Source organism: Ruegeria sp. BG11 (assembly GCF_056538565.1).
In genome coordinates this window covers 35,439-50,917 of record NZ_JBQFTH010000009.1, presented here as the reverse complement: position 1 = coordinate 50,917, position 15,479 = coordinate 35,439, and the positions used below count along the sequence as shown (strand labels likewise).

The 15,479-nt window shown below is 59.1% G+C and carries 11 protein-coding genes; 5 read left to right on the top strand and 6 right to left on the bottom strand.

The genetic code is table 11. From position 1 onward, the window contains the following. The first annotated feature begins 304 nt into the window (after positions 1–304). The 4 genes from cobS to ACR0JF_RS15150 all read left to right on the top strand — a co-directional run bounded on the left by cobS (position 305) and on the right by ACR0JF_RS15150 (position 5,566). Positions 305–1,291, top strand: coding sequence for a cobaltochelatase subunit CobS (cobS, locus tag ACR0JF_RS15165; protein WP_170375030.1), 987 nt, complete (start codon positions 305–307; stop codon positions 1,289–1,291). A gap of 120 nt (positions 1,292–1,411) precedes the next feature. After that, positions 1,412–3,289, top strand: coding sequence for a cobaltochelatase subunit CobT (gene cobT, locus ACR0JF_RS15160; protein WP_170643028.1), 1,878 nt, complete (start codon positions 1,412–1,414; stop codon positions 3,287–3,289). A gap of 84 nt (positions 3,290–3,373) precedes the next feature. Beyond that, positions 3,374–5,164 (top strand): aminopeptidase P family protein, encoded by a 1,791-nt coding sequence (locus ACR0JF_RS15155; protein ID WP_170660664.1) that lies wholly within the window; start codon positions 3,374–3,376, stop codon positions 5,162–5,164. 60 nt (positions 5,165–5,224) lie between these two features. Continuing rightward, the gene (locus ACR0JF_RS15150) at positions 5,225–5,566 is read left to right on the top strand and encodes a DUF427 domain-containing protein (protein WP_170660663.1); all 342 of its coding nucleotides are present in this window, start codon (positions 5,225–5,227) and stop codon (positions 5,564–5,566) included. 25 nt (positions 5,567–5,591) lie between these two features. Here the strand turns inward: ACR0JF_RS15150 and ACR0JF_RS15145 are convergent, their stop codons facing one another. Then, positions 5,592–6,257: an outer membrane beta-barrel protein gene (locus tag ACR0JF_RS15145; protein ID WP_170660662.1), complete on the bottom strand. Its 666-nt coding sequence runs from the start codon at positions 6,255–6,257 to the stop codon at positions 5,592–5,594. 482 nt (positions 6,258–6,739) lie between these two features. Between ACR0JF_RS15145 and ACR0JF_RS15140 the strand changes: the two genes are divergently transcribed. Beyond that, positions 6,740–8,107 carry a DUF3179 domain-containing protein gene (locus ACR0JF_RS15140; RefSeq protein ID WP_170660661.1) on the top strand — a complete coding sequence of 456 codons (1,368 nt, stop codon included), beginning with the start codon at positions 6,740–6,742 and terminating at the stop codon, positions 8,105–8,107. Here the strand turns inward: ACR0JF_RS15140 and ACR0JF_RS15135 are convergent. From ACR0JF_RS15135 to ftsZ, 5 genes are all read right to left on the bottom strand, one after another. Beyond that, complete coding sequence (locus tag ACR0JF_RS15135; protein WP_170660660.1) at positions 8,104–9,789, bottom strand: chloride channel protein; 1,686 nt, start codon at positions 9,787–9,789, stop codon at positions 8,104–8,106. The genes ACR0JF_RS15140 and ACR0JF_RS15135 overlap by 4 nt on opposite strands. A 100-nt stretch (positions 9,790–9,889) precedes the next feature. Continuing rightward, positions 9,890–11,539, bottom strand: coding sequence for a DNA repair protein RecN (gene recN / locus ACR0JF_RS15130; protein WP_170660659.1), 1,650 nt, complete (start codon positions 11,537–11,539; stop codon positions 9,890–9,892). 36 nt (positions 11,540–11,575) lie between these two features. Continuing rightward, positions 11,576–12,439 carry an outer membrane protein assembly factor BamD gene (locus tag ACR0JF_RS15125; protein ID WP_170660658.1) on the bottom strand — a complete coding sequence of 288 codons (864 nt, stop codon included), beginning with the start codon at positions 12,437–12,439 and terminating at the stop codon, positions 11,576–11,578. Between the two features lie 124 nt (positions 12,440–12,563). Continuing rightward, positions 12,564–13,484: a UDP-3-O-acyl-N-acetylglucosamine deacetylase gene (gene lpxC, locus ACR0JF_RS15120; RefSeq protein ID WP_170660657.1), complete on the bottom strand. Its 921-nt coding sequence runs from the start codon at positions 13,482–13,484 to the stop codon at positions 12,564–12,566. Positions 13,485–13,697: 213 nt separating this feature from the next. Then, a complete protein-coding gene (gene ftsZ / locus ACR0JF_RS15115; RefSeq protein WP_170660656.1) occupies positions 13,698–15,299 on the bottom strand; it encodes a cell division protein FtsZ in 1,602 nt (533 codons plus the stop codon). Positions 15,300–15,479 lie beyond the last annotated feature (180 nt).

Below are 15,479 nucleotides of genomic sequence, written 5' to 3'. Positions count from 1 at the left end.
CTCTCAAACTTGTCGTTGAGCAGGAGCTCAAGCCCGAGCCCAGACCGCGACTTGCCGTAGTTGCCGCGCGAATAGAGACATAAGGTTTTCATAAGGTTGACGATTTATTGAAGAACCCAACCCAAGCCGCTTGCTCAAGGCTACTCTAACACGACCCCGCCCTTCCCGCAGATAAGGCCAGTTGATAAGAAACATCCTGTCAGCGTTTTTAGCGCGCGGCTTTCCCTTGCCCTTGGTCGGAATATGTTGCACCACACACGGGTTCAAACCCGGCAAGACGGGCCTAAGGATAAGGACAAGACGAATGGCTGACGGATCGATTGATATCAACGCAAAACCCACCGAAGAGATCTCGGTCCGTGACGTGTTCGGCATTGATACCGACATGGCGGTCAAAGGTTTTGCGGAACGTAGCGACCGGGTGCCTGCGATTGACCCGACCTACAAGTTTGACCCGGAGACAACTCTGGCGATCCTGGCAGGTTTTGCGCATAACCGTCGTGTGATGATCCAGGGCTATCACGGCACAGGTAAGTCGACCCATATCGAACAGGTTGCCGCCCGTCTGAACTGGCCCGCCGTGCGTGTGAACCTGGATAGTCACATCAGCCGGATCGACCTGATCGGTAAGGATGCGATCAAGCTGCGAGACGGCAAGCAGGTCACCGAATTCCACGAAGGCATTCTGCCTTGGGCCCTGCGCAACCCGGTTGCCATTGTGTTCGACGAATACGATGCAGGCCGTGCGGACGTGATGTTCGTGATCCAGCGCGTGCTGGAGCATGACGGCAAGCTGACCCTGCTGGACCAGAACGAGATCATCACGCCGAACCCGAATTTCCGCCTGTTCGCCACCGCAAACACCGTTGGTCTTGGCGACACCACCGGCCTCTATCACGGCACGCAGCAGATCAACCAAGCCCAGATGGACCGCTGGTCTCTGGTCTCGACGCTGAACTACCTCAGCCACGATGCCGAGACGATGATCGTGCTGTCCAAAGCGCCACTGTATAACACGGCTGAAGGCCGCAAGACCGTCAGCCAGATGGTCACCGTTGCCGACCTCACCCGGACCGCCTTCATGAATGGCGACCTGTCGACCGTGATGAGCCCCCGGACCGTGATCAACTGGGCACAAAACGCAGAGATTTTCCGCAATGTGGGCTATGCGTTCCGCCTGTCCTTCCTGAACAAATGTGATGAGCTTGAGCGCCAGACCGTGGCCGAGTTCTATCAGCGCTGCTTTGACGAAGAACTGCCGGAAAGCGCGGCGAGCGTGAGCTTGGGCTAACGCCGAATTGCGCCCGCCGCGGGCGCAATGCCTCCGGCGGAGGTATTTTTAGCCAGATGAAGGCGGATCCGGATTTCTGTTTAGTGGAAATCGGGACGGCAATGTGAAAGGCTTGGGGACATGGCACAAAAGAACGACAACCCTGCTGATCCGTTCAAGAAAGCTCTGGCCGAGGCCACCAAGGTCATGGCCGATGATCCGGAGCTTTCCGTAAGTTATACCGTCGATCCCTCGGGCCTTTCGGGTGAGGCAATGCGGTTGCCTCAGGTATCCCGCCGCATGACGCGCGAAGAGGTTTTGCTGGCGCGCGGAACTGCCGATGCCTTGGCCTTGCAGCGCCGCTATCACGATGACGCGACCCATATGCGCTATGCCCCGCCCGGAGATATGGCGCGGGACCTCTATGAAGCGATGGAAACCGCCCGGTGCGAGGCGATGGGTGCGCGGGATATGCCCGGTACGGCCTCAAACATTGATGTCAAGATCAGCCATGAAGCCCTACGGCGCGGCTACGACCAATGCAAGCAGCCGGCAGACGCGCCTTTGTCGGTTGCTGCGGGCTATTTGATCCGGCATCTGGCCACCGGGCGTGATCTGCCGCCGGCCGCCAACAATGTCATGAACCTCTGGCGTGGATACATCGAGGAACAGGCAGGCGGCACGCTTGAGAAGCTCGACGAAATCCTCTCGGACCAGGCAGAGTTCGCCAAGTTCACCCGTCAGGTGATCAAAGATCTGGGTTATGGCGACCAGCTGGGTGATGATCCTGATGAGCTGGACGAAGAACAGGAAGATCAGGCCGAGGAAAACGCAGAAGAGCAGCCCGACCCCGACAGCACCGGGCAGGATGATCAGGAGGAACAGGATCCTGACGCCACGCCCGAGCAGTCGCAAGAAGAACAGCAGGATCAATCTCAGGCCCAAGTCTCAATGGACGAGATGGCCGAGGATGAGATGGGTGATGAGGCCGAGATGCCCGAAGGCGAGGCTCCGCTGGAGCCGCCTGCCCCTCCGCCTGCGTCCGAGGCTGACCCGGAATACAAGGTCTATCTGAACACCCATGACGAGGAGATCGCTGCCGAGGATTTGGCGGAACCTGCAGAACTGGAGCGGTTGCGCGCATATCTGGATCAGCAGCTTGAGCCGTTGAAGGGTGCGGTCAGTCGCTTGGCCAACAAGTTGCAGCGTCGCTTGCAGGCGCAACAGAACCGGTCGTGGGAGTTTGACCGCGAGGAAGGAATTCTGGACGCCGGTCGTTTGGCACGCGTGGTTGCCAACCCGACCACGCCGCTGAGCTTCAAGGTCGAAAAGGACACCGAGTTCCGAGATACCGTGGTGACTCTGCTTCTTGATAATTCGGGCTCGATGCGGGGGCGTCCGATTTCGATTGCGGCCATCTGCGCGGATGTTCTGGCCCGGACGCTGGAACGTTGCAATGTGAAGGTTGAAATTCTGGGCTTTACGACCCGCGCCTGGAAAGGCGGTCAGGCCCGTGAAGCTTGGTTGAATGCAGGCCGCCCGCAACAGCCGGGACGTCTGAACGATCTGCGCCATATCATCTACAAGGGTGCCGATGCCCCATGGCGGCGGGCGCGGCCCAATCTGGGCCTGATGATGAAAGAAGGGCTGCTGAAGGAAAACATTGACGGTGAGGCGCTGGAATGGGCCCATCGTCGGATGCTGGCGCGGCGCGAGGCGCGTAAGATCCTGATGGTGATTTCCGATGGTGCCCCGGTCGATGATTCCACGCTGAGTGTAAACCCGGCGAACTATCTGGAGAAACACCTGCGCGATGTGATCGCCATGGTCGAAAAACGCAAGATGGTGGAATTGTTGGCCATTGGGATCGGGCATGACGTGACGCGGTACTATGATCGTGCGGTGACCATCACAGATGTGGAACAGCTGGCCGGTGCTATGACCGAACAGTTGGCGGCATTGTTCGACAGCGATCCGCGCGCGCGGGCCCGGGTGATGGGGATGAAAAGGGCCAGCTGAGGCTGGCCTTGCCTCCGCCGGGTATATTTTAAAAAAAGATGAAGAGGTGGCTTGAAACCACACTTTGGCTTGAGGGAGGCAGGTATGTTTCAGTCTTTTGAGGTGACAGCACGGCCCGAACAGGGACCTCCGCGATTGGCTGCTTTGCGGCAGGAACTAGAGCGCGAAGGTTTGGACGGTTTTCTGGTGCCGCGTGCGGATGCGCATCAGGGTGAGTATGTGGCCCCTCGGGACGAACGGCTGGCGTGGCTGACCGGATTCACCGGCTCGGCCGGGTTTTGCGCCGCCCTGCGGGACGTGGCCGGGGTTTTCATTGACGGGCGCTATCGGACGCAGGTCAAGGCGCAGGTGGCCGATGACTACACTCCGGTGCCCTGGCCCGATGTGAGCCTGAGTAGCTGGTTGAAACAGCAGTTGCCGAACGGGGGATCGGTTGGATTTGACCCTTGGCTACATGCCGCTGGTCAGATCAAATCCGCGCAAAAGGACCTTGAGGGAAGCGGGATTGAGTTGGTGCCGTGTGCCAATCTGGTGGACCGGGTATGGCAGGATCAGCCTGCTCCTCCGATGAACCCGGTCAAGGTACATCCGATTGAGTTTGCAGGGGAAACCGCTGAGAGCAAAATCACGCGACTGGCTGATGGCCTGCGTGTCGGCGGGCGAAGCGCGGCGGTGATCACCTTGCCCGACTCGATCATGTGGGTGTTGAACATTCGCGGCTCGGACATTGCCTACAACCCGGTAGCCCATGGCTTTGCCATTCTGCATGCGGACGGGCGTGTTGATCTGTTCATGGCCGCCGCAAAACTAGGCGAACTGGGGGAGCATCTGGGCCCTCAGGTTTCGGTTCATGAGCCTGATGGATTTTTGGACGCCGTTGCTACCCTAGAAGGTAAGGTTCAGGTCGATCCGGGCACTGTGCCTCAGATCGTTGCAGATGCGCTTGGGGACCGGATGGTTGATGGTGGCGACCCTTGCGCCCTGCCCAAAGCGCGCAAGAACCCGGCCGAAATCGCAGGCAGCGCCGAGGCCCACCTGCGCGACGCTGTTGCCGTTGTCGAAACGCTGGTCTGGCTGGATCGGCAAACGCCGGGTCAGATCAGCGAAACGCAGGTCGTGACCCGGTTAGAAGAGGCCCGTCGGTGGGACAACGCGCTACAGGATATCTCATTCGACACGATCGCAGGAACCGGCCCCAACGGGGCGATCATGCATTACCGCGTGACCGAAGAGACCGACAGCACCTTGCAGGACGGTCATTTGTTGGTGCTGGACAGCGGCGGGCAGTATCTGGACGGCACCACCGACATCACGCGCACCATCGCGATTGGTGAAGTTGGTGAGACCGAGAAGGCCTGCTTTACCCGCGTGTTGAAAGGCATGATCGCCATGTCGATGCTACGCTGGCCAATTGGGCTGGCCGGACGCGATATCGAATGCGTCGCGCGCGCGCCGCTGTGGCAGGCGGGGCAGGATTTCAACCACGGGGTCGGTCACGGGGTCGGCGCGTATCTGAGCGTGCATGAAGGCCCGCAACGCCTGTCGCGTGTCAGCCATGTACCCTTTGAGCCCGGTATGATCCTGTCGAACGAACCCGGCTATTACCGCGAGGGCGCGTTTGGCATTCGGATCGAGAACCTGATCGTCGTGGAGGAAGCGCCATCGCTGCCCGACGGCGATGCGGAACGGGCCATGTTGCAGTGGCGCACGCTAACCTATGTGCCCATCGACCGCCGCCTGATCCTGGTCAACATGCTGACGGGGCAAGAACGGGATTGGCTGAACAGCTATCACCGCGACGTTGCGGAAAAAATCAGGCCAAGGCTGGGCGAGGACGCTCAACTGTGGTTGGATGCCGCAACTGCGCCAGTCTGACATCAGACTGTCACATAAAATGGGCAAAGGAGAAGCCCTGACAAGAACGAGGGAAAAGACATGGTTGAAATCACGATCACCGAAGCACCCGGCAAGTGGAGCGTCCGCTCTGGTGGGGCCATTCTGGGCGAAAGCTCAAACGCGCTTGAGTTGCGCGAAGGTGATCTGGAACCCGTGATCTACTTTCCCCGTTCTGACATCGCGATGGCCTTCCTAGATCGTACGGACAAGGTGATTCACTGCCCACACAAGGGCGATGCCACGCATTTCTCGATCGTGAACAAGTCCTCGGTCACCGAAAACGCGGCCTGGAGCTTTGAGGCCCCCGGCAAGGAGACAGCTGGCCTCAAAGACTATCTGGCTTTCTACCCGGTGGACTCGATCAAGATCGAACAGATTTGAGGCCGCAAGTACCTAGTTACGTCTGTCAGAAACTGTAGCTGTACCCAAGAATGAGCGAGTGCGACGAGTAGCGGCCATCCGTGAGATCTGTCGGGATGAACACTTGGGTCGTGGTGAAATCAAGATCGCCGGTCGTCTTGTAACGGTACCCGATGTCGATGTTTCCGCGTTCCCCTACTTGGAAGCGGCCGCCAAACCCCAATTGCCCTGCAATAGCGGTGTCACTGTCATCGACCAATGTGACGCCAGCACCGGACTGACCGTCGTGGGAAACCCGCGCAAACCCAAGCCCGCCGCCAACATAGGGTTTGAACCTGCCCTTCACCGGGATGTCATACCAGAGGTTTACCACCCCGAATGTCGCATCAAAGCTTCCGTCGTACTGAGTAAACGGGCGACCAATTTCCTTTGTATCATTCGAGGCGTGTGAAAGTTCGAATTCGGCCCGCAGATTTGGCGCGACCTTCATTCCGACGGCAAGACCGTAGGAGATTCCAGTGTCGGTTGTGATGGTGCCTTGACCGACCACGATTGAAGGAACCGTTTGAAAGAAATCAAAATCATAGTCGCCCATATCGGTAATACCGAGAAAGCCCGTGACATACGGAGCCTCCTGCGCTCGAGCTGGGACAGCACCAATCATCGAGATCGCAACCGCCGCTGTCAGCCAAGAAAATCGTTCGTAGGACATGTCCAAACCTCAATCAGAGTGACTTTCATGTGAAGTTCGTCAATTAGGCTAGGAGACACCGCACTTTCAGACAATATGTTCAATTCAAAGAGAAACCCATAGTGGCCCGCCCGCCACCAAAACCTCATGAGTGTTCCTCAGCCGCTGTCCCCGCCAGCAAAGAGGTCGCGATCAAAATCGAGCGCATAAAAGGGAAGTCCGACCTATTGCACATAGAAAATGGGCAAAGCGGTGAAGGGAAGGCAATGCGCGAAGGTAGGCAAAACACAAAACCCGCCGCCGGCCAGAGCGCGCGGGATGCGGCTGACCACCCAGCATCGCATTGGTCATGGGAAATCTGCTCTGAAAATACCCTCTCTGTTTTTCAGACCTAGCCCCTCAAATCAACGATCGCGGGTGATCACGCGCCAATCACGCAGCTGTTTCATGCAAGGCGGTGCATTTGCCCTCATACTAAGCGCGAAAAAGGATCGGAGGGTGCCATGTCTGTTTCTCGTCGCCAATTTGTAGGAATGGTCGGAGCCAGCGCGCTGGCACCTGCCGCAAGTTGGGCGCAGGAAGACCCTGTGTTGGATGCGTTGCACAGCACGTTGCGCGGCGGCCGCACGGATTTCGAAGCCAAGATGGCCTTTCTGGTACAGCGCGGGAGCCCGGATGTGGTCCCTGCCCTGTTGACCGCCATGCGCTTCACCGACCGGCGGCGCGATGATATCGTTGAGGTGATGGAGACTCTGACCGGCGAGCAACTCGGCACCGACTGGTTCGACTGGATGCTCTGGCAAGAGCAGAATCCTCAGATCGTCCCACACCCTTCATTGATCCCGTTCAAGCGCGAGGTCCTGCTGCGGATCGACGACAATTTCGACCTGTTCCTGCGTCCCGAATACCTGCAGCGCGAGCGGATGAAGATCCGGCTGGAGGAGGTCACTTGGGGCGGCGTGCGCAAGGATGGCATCCCTTCGCTGGACAATCCGAAGCTGATTTCGGCCTCCGACGCCGACTATCTGAAAGATGACGACCTGGTCTTTGGGGTTTCGATCAACGGCGACGTGCGCGCTTACCCGCTGCGGATCATGGGCTGGCACGAGATGTTCAACGAGGTGATCGGTGGCGTGCCGGTAGCGCTGGCCTATTGCACCCTCTGCGGGTCCGGCATCTTGTTTGAGACGCAGGTGCCGGGGCGGCGCAAACCGTTTGTCTTCGGTTCCTCGGGGTTCCTGTATCGCTCGAACAAGCTGATGTTCGACCGCGAGACGCATTCGCTGTGGAACCAGTATACCGGCAAACCAGTAGTGGGCCCCCTGGTTGACAGCGGGATCGAGCTGAAGCAGCGCTCCGTGGTGATCACGACTTGGGACAGCTGGAAAACCTCTCACCCGGACACGCGCGTCTTGTCGCTCAGCACCGGGCATCGTCGCAACTATGGCTCGGGCGTGGTGTATCGCGAGTATTTCGCCTCGCCCGAGTTGATGTTCCCAGCTTTGGTGGATCAGTCCGAGCATCGCCAGAAAGACTACATCTTCACCATCCGCCAGTTCGGCGCCGCGCGGGCCTGGCCGCTGGACGCTTTCGACAGAACTCGTGTGATTAACGATGCAATCGCGGATCGACCTTTGGTTCTGATCGGCAACTCAGACCGCCGGACAGTGCGCGCCTACGAGCGTGCGGGCCACCGGTTCAAAGCATCAGGCGGAGGTCTGGTCGATGAGAGCGGTCGCAAATGGACCTTGTCTGAAGAGATGCTGATCGGACCGGATGGCACACAATTGCCGCGCGTGGCCGGGCATATCTCTTATTGGTTCGCGTGGGACAACTACCTGGGCGACGCGGCGAGCGTGTATAACGGCTAGGAATGTTCCTCGGCCGCTGTCGCAGCCAGCGCCCGGTTATAGGCCTTTAGAACGTCGATGTGATAGAGCGCGCCAACCGGCGTCTCTGTCCCGTTTTCGTCCATGACGATCACGGGGATACAAGGAATATCATCGCGGTCAAAATAGGGCATCGCCGCCTCGAGTGTCGCGCTTGCCTTGACACAGAGGCCTTTTTCGATCAGCGCCTGCGCTTCCTCCTTGGTGATCGAGCGCGCATCGCCAATCGGTCGCATTACCGCTCCAGCACGCAGCATCGCCAACAGATAGGCCTGTGGTCCCGCCGCCAGATGCACATTGCGACGTTCCAGCTGGGTAAGGAAGAACGACCGGTCCACAAGGCGCGAGGCCAAGGCGGTGGACATCGAGACAGATACCATCACCGCCAGACCGATCTGCCAGTCTCCGGTCAGCTCGAACACGATCAAAGTGGTTGAAATCGGCGCGCCCAGAACCGCAGCAGCCACGGCCCCCATTCCGGCAAAAGCGTAAAGGGTATGGGTTCCCGATACATCCGGAAGCAATCCGGTGGCGATCAGCCCAAAGGCCAGCCCGGTCAGCGCTCCGATCATCAGAGAAGGCGAAAACACGCCTCCGCCCATGCGCCCGCCCATGGTAATTGCAACCGCCACTGTCTTGAGGACCGCAAACAGGATCGCCGTGGTCAGCACCAGATCACCGGTCAGGGCGCGGATCGTCGTTTCATACCCAACGCCAATAATGTGCGGGAACCAGATCGCCAAAAGGCCTAGCATCGCACCCGAAACTGCTGGGCGCAGCCATCCGGGCAAAGACAATCTGTCTTGAACATGATTGCCGATATCCTCGGCGAAAAAGATCGATCGCATCAGTAGCAAGGATACCAACCCGCAGATCAGCCCAAGGATTAGGAAGGCAGGCAGTTCGACGTAGAATTGCAATGAACCGGGCGTATCCAACGTGAACTCGGTGACGTCGCCATATTCCAGCCGGTTGATCACCGTCCCCGCGACCGAGGCAATGACGATGGGTGCAAAGGCGTGGACTGCGAAATGGCGCAAAACGACCTCAAGCGCGAACAGCGCACCTGCGATGGGGGCATTAAAGCTGGCCGAGACCGCAGCGGCCACAGCGCATCCAAGCAGATCGCGCCCGGTGATTCCGTCCGCATGGATGCGGTCGCTGACCCAAGTCGAGATGACCCCGGCCATATGCACCACTGGCCCTTCCCGCCCTGTGGAGCCGCCCGTGCTTAGCGTGATCAGCGAGGCAAACAACGAAGCGACGCCAGCCTTGGTCTCGACCCGCCCATCGCTGACCGCCGCCCCTTCGATCACATCCGCGACCGAACGCACACGGCCATCATCAGTAAAGCGCGTGAGGATCAGCCCCACGATCACCCCGCCGATGATCGGAATGATCAGCACGATGAACCAAGGCAGCTTCTCAGCGTGGCTGTGCAGCAGCAGTATATCCTCGGTATCATAGATATACGCCTGCAGACCGCGGATCGCCTTGCGGAACCCTAGCGCCATAAACCCTGCCGCAATCCCGATCGCCAGAGCGATAAACCAGAATTGAATTTGACTTGGCCCCCGGCGGCGCATCACCCGCCACGCATCCTTGATCGCGGCCAGAGCCTGATTGAGCTGGTTACGCAGAACAGTGCGGGTTGATTGGGTCATTGGCTCTCGGGGATCATAGCTTAACCCTTAGTAAGCCACGGCGGTGTCTGAGAAAAGTAAGATAGCGACAGTCAGGCCAGCAGATTGCGCCAAAGACGCATTAAGCCTCCAATAAAGCACGAGCAGCCGCGCGTGCTTCTTCTGTGATCGTATCGCCAGAGACCATGCGGGCAATTTCGTCGACGCGATCTATTTCGGCCAGCGGCACTACGGTCGAAAGGGTCTGGCCATCGGTGACCTGCTTCTGCACGCGCCAGTGATGGGCGGCGCGCGCTGCGACCTGAGGGGAGTGCGTGACGACCAGAACCTGCCCGCCCTGTGCAAGAGACGCCAGCCTGCGCCCCACCGCATCGGCCGTCGCACCGCCCACACCCCGGTCGATCTCATCAAAGATCATGGTCCGGGCGCTGTCATCTCCAGACAGGCAGACTTTCAACGCCAGCAGGAAGCGGCTGAGCTCCCCGCCCGAGGCAATCTTGTTCAACGGCCCCGACGGTGCACCCGGGTTTGTGGCGACCGTGAAGGCCACCGCGTCGGCGCCCTCAGGTCCGGGATCGGACGCGGTAAGTTCGGTCCGAAACACCGCGCGTTCCATTTTCAGCTGTGCTAGCTCGGCCATGACGGCCTTATCCAATTGTCCAGCCGCCGCTTGACGCGCAGCGCTAAGATCTGCCGCAGCCGCATCATAGGTCGCCTGGGCCGCCTCAACCGCAGCACGTTGGTCGGCCAGATCGGCGTCGCCCGCATCCAGCTTACCCAAGCGATCACGCAGAGTATCGGCAAAGGTGCCCAAATCATCCGGGGCCACATCATGTTTACGGGCCAGTGCTCGGATGGCGAACAAACGCTCCTCGGCGGCTTCTAGGTCGGCGGGGTTGAAGTCCAGCGCCTGAAGGCAGGTGTTCACACCATCTTGCGCCTCGCTCAATTCGATCATGGCCCGGCCAAGCGCTGCAATCGGCTCCTCCAACTGCCTGCCAGCCGACTCTGAAACACCCTCAAGCCAGCGTGTCGCGTCCGACATCGCGCCTTCGGCCCCGTCACTACCCAGTAGGTCAAATGCACGAGCGACGTCGTCGCGGATACGCTCCGCCCCCTGCATCATGCGGCGGCGGGCGTCGAGATCTGCGTCCTCGCCGGGTTGCGGATAGAGCCTGTCCAACTCCGCCACGGAATGGCGCAGGAATTCCTCCTCGGCCCGCGTGGCGGCCAAAGCGGCTTCAGTCTCAGCCAGCGCTTTGCGGCTGCGCGACATCTCGGACCATGCCTGACGGACCTTGGCCAATAGTTCCGAGACCTGAGCGTAGTCATCCAGTAGCACACGATGTCCACGAGGGTTCAGCAATCCCCGGTCGTCATGCTGACCATGCAATTCGATCAGCGTTTCCGACAAAGCGCGGAGGACTTCACCTGAACAGCGGCGATCGTTGACCCAAGCGGTTTTGCGGCCCTCTGCCGTGTTAACCCGGCGCAGGATCAGTTCTTCACCACCCGGCAGACCAGCTTCCGCCAAAACAGCATGGGCAGGGTGGCCTTCGGACAATTCGAACTCGGCTACGACCTCGCCCTGCACAGCGCCTTGGCGGACCAGCTCGGCCCGTCCACGCCATCCAAGGACGAAGCCCAGTGAGTCCAGAAGAATCGACTTGCCCGCGCCGGTTTCACCGGTCAACGCGTTCAAGCCCGGCTGAAAACTCAGTTCCAGCCGGTCAATGATCAGCATGTCGCGAATATCGAGGGCGCGCAGCATCGGGTCTTTAACGTCCCAAGCCTGATGACATGGCGATTACAACCACTCACCTTTGATCGTCTGGCGATAGATCGTGCTGAGCCAGTTGTTACCACGGCTCTTCAAATCCAGCCCTCGCGAGGTCAGCAGCTTGTACCCATCATCATACCATTCCGAGGACTGGTAGTTGTACCCCAATATCGCGCCCGCCGTCTGCGCCTCATCAAATAGGCCGAGCGACAGATAAGCTTCGATCAGACGATAGAGTGCTTCGGCGGTGTGAGAAGTAGTCTGAAAATCCTCAACCACGACGCGGAACCGGTTGATGGCCGCGACATAGTGATCCTGACGGAGGTAATAGCGTCCGATCTCCATTTCTTTGCCAGCCAGATGGTCAAAGGCCAGATCGAATTTCAACACGGCCGAAGTGGTGTATTCGCTGTCCGGATAAACCTCGATCACGGTGCGCAACGCTTGCAGGGCCTGAAAGGTCAGACCCTGATCGCGGCCAACTTCGTCAATCTGGTCATAATAGCTGAGCGCCAGAAGATACTGCGCATAGGCCGCATCTTCGTCGGTTGGGTAGAAGTCGATATAGCGCTGTGCCGCAGCACGGCTTTCTTCGTAATTCTTGTCGGCGTGGAATGAAAACGCCTGCATGATCAGCGCACGTTTGGCCCAATCGGAATAGGGATACAGACGCTCAACTTCCGAGAAATACCACGCCGCGTCGTCCGAGCGATTCTGCGACAACTCGTATTCACCGCGCGTATAGATCTGTTCCGGCGTGAACCCTTCAAGGTTCTGATCCCGATCCGCGCCTTTATTACCGAACAGGCCCCCTGCGTTGCCGCAGGCGCTCAAAACTGCCGCCAGAAGAATCGCACTTGCGAATCTGACTGCCGCTTTGCTGCCAACCATACCGCTTATCCTTGTCGTCTTACTTACAGGATCCCAACCGGATCGAGCCTTGGTCTAGCACAGAAAATTGCGGTGCAAAACGCCTTATCCACCCGCTGGCGGAAATGTAGTCAGATTGATCAGATCAAGCGACAGCAGGGATTTCAGCGGCAATAAGGCCCTGACCGGGCAGACGGGCGGCCTGCTCGGGGGTACAAAGGATCGGACGAACCGCGCCAGGTGTTTCGAACAATGTGCGCAGCAGCGTGTTGGTCATGGAATGACCCGACTTGTCGCCGGTGAAGTGACCCAGAATCGGGCCACCAGCCAGATACAGATCACCAAGCGCATCCAGCATCTTGTGGCGCACAGCTTCATCCGCGTGGCGGAAACCACCCGGTGTAAGAATCTCGGTGCCTTGAACGACCACTGCGTTTTCCAGCGTTCCGCCCAAAGCCAAGCCGTTCTGACGCATGGTTTCGACGTCGATCCGGCGGCAGAACGTGCGACTATCGCTGAGTTCGCGCACGAAGGACCCGTTGCGCATGTCCAGCGTTTTCGTTTGGCTTCCGATGGCCGCGTCTTCGAAATCAATATGGAAGTCGATAATCAGCCCGTCCGCAGGTTTGATCGAGGCACTAGCCCCTTCACGAGACGCCGTCACAGGCTTCAACACTTCGTAGGCCAGAACCGGGCTGGCCTGGCGGCGAACGCCTTTCGCCATGATGCCGCGTACAAAGTCGATCGAGGATCCATCCATGATCGGAACCTCGGGCCCATCAATTTCGATCAGGGCATTATGAACGCCGCACCCGGCAAGCGCTGCCATGATGTGTTCAACGGTCGAGACGGAAACACCGGCGTCATTCACCAGACGGGTGCAAAGCGGTGTGCGCTCGACCATGTCGTAGACTGCAGGGATCAACGCATTGCCCAGCTCAATATCCGTCCGTTTGAACCAGATCCCGTGACCGGCGGCTGCCGGTTTCAGAACCATGATTGCAGGCTGACCGCCATGCAGTCCTACGCCTTTAAACGTAACCGGAGATTTGAGCGTATGTTGCAAAATGGGCCTCAGAGCGTGGTGTCCAGCCTATACGGGCTGTGTTGGACACTGAGTTAAGGAAGAGGCCCCTCAGGCTCAACTCACTCTTTGCAACTGAATGAAACATGAATGTGACAGATCGGCAAAACCCTGCTCAGGGCTATTTAAGATCTTGTAAATCATGAAAAAAGGGCCGCCTTTTGGCGACCCTTTACGATGATTTTGTTACCGCGATCAGTTAGCTTGACGCCGCAGGAAGGCCGGAATTTCGATGCGATCCTGATCCGGATCAGCCTCGTCCTGGACAGGTGCCGTGGCGTCAGCTTGGCGCATTTGCGGCTGATGACGCGGCGGTTGCGCGGGCGTATCTGCCGCGTGGCCGGTCATCCGGTCGATCAGACGATTGAACCCGAAGCGGGGGCGTTCTTCGTGTTCTGCCTGCGGCTGAGGGGCTGGTTCCTGAGGCCGAGTAGCCGTCAGGCGTTGCGCCGCTGAGGGGACATTCTGAACTGCGGCCTGAAGGCGCTGCAGCGCCTCGGGCGAGGGGGTGCCGGCAGAATGCTGATGTGGCGCGGTATAGGTTTCGGGGGTCTCTTCGACCGGTTCCGGCTGCGGCTCGAACTCGGCCACACGCGGCTGGTAGGCCGGGGGCGGAAGACCATCATCATCCTGTTCAACTTGCGGCTGGAACTGGCTCGGGGCCGGCTCTTCTGCCGCTTCGAACAGTGATGGTTCACGGTTTTCGGTCTGAACCGGCGTGGCCTCCGCTGCGACGGGTGCCTCTTCCTGCACCGGCTCTTCAGCAGAAACGGTGCGCGTCAAAGGCTCGGACATCGAACGGCGCGCGACCGGAACTTCCGAGGTCTTCTCGCTGGCGTCGATGCCGGTTGCGACGACCGAAACGCGCATGCCACCTTCCATTGCGGTATCCAGCGTCGAGCCGACGATGATGTTTGCCTCGGGGTCCACTTCCTCACGGATGCGGTTGGCGGCTTCGTCCAGTTCGAACAGGGTCAAGTCGTGCGAACCGGTGATGTTGATCAACACACCCTTCGCGCCCTTGAGGCTGATTTCGTCCAACAGCGGGTTGGCAATCGCCTTCTCGGCCGCCTGGATCGCGCGATCTTCGCCAGTGGCCTCACCCGTGCCCATCATCGCTTTGCCCATCTCATCCATCACGGCGCGCACGTCCGCGAAGTCGAGGTTGATCAGGCCCGGACGGACCATCAGATCGGTCACACCTTTGACGCCCTGATACAGGACGTCATCGGCCATCGAGAACGCCTCGGTGAAGGTGGTCTTTTCATTGGCCAGACGGAACAGGTTTTGGTTGGGGATGATGATCAGCGTGTCTACGACCTTTTGCAGCGATTCAACGCCGTCTTCCGCCTGACGCATGCGCTTGGCGCCTTCGAACTGGAAGGGCTTGGTAACAACACCAACCGTGAGCACGCCCAGCTCACGCGCGGCTTGCGCGATTATCGGAGCAGCACCCGTCCCGGTGCCACCGCCCATGCCGGCAGTGATGAAGCACATGTGCGCGCCCGCGAGATGGTCGACAATCTGTTCAATGCTTTCTTCTGCGGCAGCGGCGCCAACGGTCGGACGGGCCCCTGCCCCCAAACCTTCGGTGACCTTTACACCCAGCTGCACCCGCGCCGAGGACTGGCTTTGCTGCAGCGCCTGCGCGTCGGTGTTCGCGACGACGAAATCCACGCCGTCCAGCTGCTTTTCAATCATGTTGTTGACCGCGTTACCGCCCGCGCCGCCAACGCCAAATACTGTAATCCGAGGCTTCAGTTCGTCGTGCCCGGGCATCGAAAGATTCAATGTCATGCTCTGTCCGCCTGTATTTTTGTTCCGCCAAAGCGGTGTTTTTCTTTACCTATCCATCTTCGATTCTAGCGATGTGATGCGTAAAGGTCACGTCAAAAATCACGCGATTCTACAAAATATGGACGAAATAAGGCAGCAACCGGCGGCATTTCGCAGGCTTTGCCAAATATAGCGGAAACA

Excerpts from the sequence above, each read along its gene's own strand:
- ACR0JF_RS15155 (WP_170660664.1), top strand. The coding sequence starts at position 3,374 with ATGTTTCAGTCTTTTGAGGTGACAGCACGGCCCGAACAGGGACCTCCG.
- ACR0JF_RS15125 (WP_170660658.1), bottom strand. The coding sequence starts at position 12,439 with ATGGTTGGCAGCAAAGCGGCAGTCAGATTCGCAAGTGCGATTCTTCTG.
- ACR0JF_RS15135 (WP_170660660.1), bottom strand. The coding sequence starts at position 9,789 with ATGACCCAATCAACCCGCACTGTTCTGCGTAACCAGCTCAATCAGGCT.
- ftsZ (WP_170660656.1), bottom strand. The coding sequence starts at position 15,299 with ATGACATTGAATCTTTCGATGCCCGGGCACGACGAACTGAAGCCTCGG.
- cobT (WP_170643028.1), top strand. The coding sequence starts at position 1,412 with ATGGCACAAAAGAACGACAACCCTGCTGATCCGTTCAAGAAAGCTCTG.
- cobS (WP_170375030.1), top strand. The coding sequence starts at position 305 with ATGGCTGACGGATCGATTGATATCAACGCAAAACCCACCGAAGAGATC.
- ACR0JF_RS15145 (WP_170660662.1), bottom strand. The coding sequence starts at position 6,257 with ATGTCCTACGAACGATTTTCTTGGCTGACAGCGGCGGTTGCGATCTCG.
- recN (WP_170660659.1), bottom strand. The coding sequence starts at position 11,539 with ATGCTGCGCGCCCTCGATATTCGCGACATGCTGATCATTGACCGGCTG.
- ACR0JF_RS15150 (WP_170660663.1), top strand. The coding sequence starts at position 5,225 with ATGGTTGAAATCACGATCACCGAAGCACCCGGCAAGTGGAGCGTCCGC.
- ACR0JF_RS15140 (WP_170660661.1), top strand. The coding sequence starts at position 6,740 with ATGTCTGTTTCTCGTCGCCAATTTGTAGGAATGGTCGGAGCCAGCGCG.